Here is a 3,463-nt window from a genome sequence, read left to right on the forward strand (position 1 = left end):
CTCGCCGAGGTGCTGGTCGCCGCCGGCGTCCTAAGTCGCCCCGAGCTAACCGCCGTTCAGAACCCCACCCCACGCCCCGACGGCCCCATCACCCCGGAACAGGCCGCCGCGGAAATGGGCATTGACGACCCCGACGACCTCGAACACTTCGTCAACACAACTGAGTTCCTGATCAAGCGCCGGGCCAGAAACCGCAAGGGCCGCGCCGCCGAGAACTGACGCACGGAGGCACCACAAGTGACCCACCGATACACGTCCGCACTCGCTCTAGTCCTGCTCTTGGTAGGACAGGCCGCGGGCGTACTCGGCCTGATCGGAAAAAACGACGACCTTTGGCAGACCGGCTTATTCGTCACCCTTACAGCCGTCCCGCTGCTCATCGCCCGCACCGTGCACAACTCCCAGCACGTCACCGCCGACCAAATCGCCGACGCCGACCGCGCCGGATACGTTCGCGCCCTTGACCATGTCGCCCGCGGCCTGCTCGACGCCCCCACCCCGCCCCGACCGGGCCGCAGGGGGGACCGCGCCGAGCAGGATGCGGGCAACGTGATCACACTTCGCCCGAACCCTGTCCGACCAGCTGAACGGAAAGCACAGTGAGCACTCTCCATTTACCGCCCCAGTACCAGGAGCCGCCGGACAGCGGCGACCTGTGGCTCGGGTACATCCGAGTCAGCACGTGGAAAGAGGAGAAGATCAGCCCGGAACTACAAGAGGCAGCAATCAGGCAGTGGGCGGCCCGCACCGGGCGCCGCCTGCTCGAACCGATGATCGTCGACCTCGACGAGTCCGGTCGCCACTTCAAACGCAAGATCATGGGCGCGATCGAGCGCGTGGAGCGTCGCGAGGCGCGCGGCATCGCCGTATGGCGGTTCTCCCGGTTCGGCCGTAACCGGACCGGCAACGCCGCCAACCTCGCCCGCCTTGAGGCCGTCGGGGGCGATCTGGAATCGGCAACCGAACCGATCGACGCCCGGACCGCCGTCGGCGAGCTGCAACGAGAAATGATCTTCGCTTTCGGCAACTTCGAGAGCAACCGCGCCGGCGAGCAGTGGCGGGAAACGCACGAGTACCGGGTCAAGAACCAGCTACCCGCGACCGGCCGACGCCGGTTCGGGTACGTGTGGCACCCCCGACGCGTCCCCGACACGGAGGCCGCCGGCGGGTGGCGCCTCCAAAACGAGCGGTACGTCTTGCACACCGATAACGCCTCGATCGTCGAGGAGATGTACGAGCGCAAGCTCGCGGCGCCGGTCCCCCAGGGGCTCAACACCATCGCCCATTGGCTCAACGAGGAATTGCAGGTACCGACGCTGCGCGGCGGCCTGTGGCACACGAGTTCAATCGCTCGGTACATGGACTCAGGCTTTGCGGCCGGATGGCTCCGAGTCCACGACCGCGAGTGCCGCTGTGGATACAGCAACGACCCGGCTATCAACAGGTGCAAGTACGACCGGATGCTCTTCGTTCCCGGAGCACAGCCGAAGATCATCGAACCAGACGTATGGGAGGCGTACCAGGCCCACCGCAAGCTCACCAAGAAGATCCCGCCGCGCGCCCGCAAGGCGACATACACCCTGACGGGCATGCTCCGTCACGGCAGTTGCCGACACCACATGAGCCACGCCTCGGCCACACTCAAGGCGGGCCAGATACTCGGCCGGTGGCTGGTGTGCAGCCGGAACAAGCACGTATCCAAAATCGCCTGCCCGAACGGGATCAACGTCCTGCGCGAGCAGATCGAAAACGAGGTGTTCGACTTCCTCGGCCGCGAGGTCGCCGACGAAGTCGACGCAATACCCGCGACGTCCGCCGAGGACACCGCGCCGAAGGAGGACCCAAAGAAGGCCGTAGACCGTCAGCGCGCCAGCATCAAACGGGAGTTGGCCAAACTCGACGGGGCGATCGACCGCCTGATCGAGGACAACGCAATGGACCCGAATAAGTACCCGGGTGACGCGTTCGAGCGCGTGAAGGGGAAGTTCCTCGACCGCAAGGGCGTCTTGCACAAGCAGTTGAGCGAGCTGGGCGAGGTTGAGACCACCCCCGCCCGCGAGGACTTCACAGAGCTGATTGTCGGTCTGCTCGCCGAGTGGGATTCGTTCCAGCCCATCGAGAAAAACGCGATGCTGATTCAGATCATCCGCCGGGTTGTCTGCTACGACATCCGCGACGATGAGGGCACGCTGTTGTCCGTACGGACCGAGATTCACCCCCTGTGGAAACCGGACCCGTGGGCACCCAAGAAGATCTGCCGCGGCCCGTTCGGCACGCGCCCCGTGTGGTCGCCGGTCGCCCTGTGGAACCGGCCGGATGAGGTCGAGGCCGCCATCGAGGCCGCGCTCGTGATGGACGCGTAACCACCGCGCCGCTTCTCTCCCCCTTTAAATGCACTGTTCCATGTGAATGCATGGGGTTTGCCCCACGCCACCTTCATGACCGGCGTCAACATGCTGATGCCGGACCGCTTCCTCCAGCCCGCGCCGCTCGCCGAGATGATCGAGAGCCAGCGTCCGACGCACGCGGCGGCCGTGCCCACCATCTGGCAGGGCCTGCTCGCCGAACTGACCGCCAAGCCCCGCGATGTCTCCTCGCTCACCCAGGTCACCATCGGCGGTTCGGCCTGCCCGCCCGCCCTCATGGCGGCCTTCGACGAGCTGGGCATGCGGGTCTGCCACGCCTGGGGCATGACGGAGACGTCCCCGCTGGGCACGGTCTCGCGCCCGCCGGCCGAGGCGGTCGGCACCGAGCGGGAGTGGGAGTACCGGCTGACCCAGGGCCGGTTCCCGGCGAGCGTCGAGGCCCGCCTCACCGGCCCCGGCGGCGAGCGGCTGCCGTTCGACGGCGAGTCGGCGGGCGAGCTGGAGGTGCGCGGCCCGTGGATCGCCGGCGCCTACTACAACGGCACGGACGCCGAACCCCTGCGCCCCGCCGACAAGTTCAGCGAGGACGGCTGGCTCAAGACGGGTGACGTCGGCACCATCTCCGCCGACGGTTTCCTCACCCTCACCGACCGCGCCAAGGACGTCATCAAGTCCGGCGGCGAGTGGATCTCCTCCGTCGACCTGGAGAACGCCCTGATGTCCCACCCGGACGTCACCGAGGCCGCGGTGGTCGCCGTACCGGACGAGAAGTGGGGCGAGCGTCCGCTGGCGACCGTCGTCCTGCGGGAGGGTTCCACCGCCGACTTCACGTCCCTGCGCGCCTTCCTCGCCGACGCCGGGAAGATCGCCAAGTGGCAGCTCCCGGAGCGCTGGACGATCATCGAGTCGGTCCCGAAGACGAGCGTGGGCAAGTTCGACAAGAAGGTCCTGCGCAGGCGCTACGCCGAGGGCGACCTGGACGTCACCAAGCTCTGACCGCGTACGGTCCCGTCATCGTCGTACGACCTCGAAGCAGCCGTACGACTTCGAAGCAGCCGTAAGACTTCGAAGCAGTCGTACGACGATGACGGGACCGT

Annotated in this window: 2 protein-coding genes and 2 pseudogenes; all 4 read left to right on the forward strand. The window is 66.9% G+C overall.

All coding sequences use genetic code 11. The annotated features are described in order from the left end of the window. A pseudogene (locus JHN63_RS49000) lies at positions 1 to 219 on the forward strand (XRE family transcriptional regulator); the annotation flags it as partial. Between the two features lie 18 nt (positions 220 to 237). After that, a complete protein-coding gene (locus JHN63_RS49005; RefSeq protein ID WP_200691611.1) occupies positions 238 to 603 on the forward strand; it encodes a hypothetical protein in 366 nt (121 codons plus the stop codon). Then, complete coding sequence (locus tag JHN63_RS49010; RefSeq protein WP_200691612.1) at positions 600 to 2,363, forward strand: recombinase family protein; 1,764 nt, start codon at positions 600 to 602, stop codon at positions 2,361 to 2,363. Before JHN63_RS49005 ends, JHN63_RS49010 begins: the two co-directional genes overlap by 4 nt. A gap of 36 nt (positions 2,364 to 2,399) precedes the next feature. Next, positions 2,400 to 3,362: pseudogene (locus tag JHN63_RS49015) on the forward strand (AMP-binding protein); the annotation flags it as partial. Between the last annotated feature and the right edge of the window lie 101 nt (positions 3,363 to 3,463).

The organism is Streptomyces sp. MBT65 (assembly GCF_016612545.1).
GTDB lineage: Bacteria > Actinomycetota > Actinomycetes > Streptomycetales > Streptomycetaceae > Streptomyces.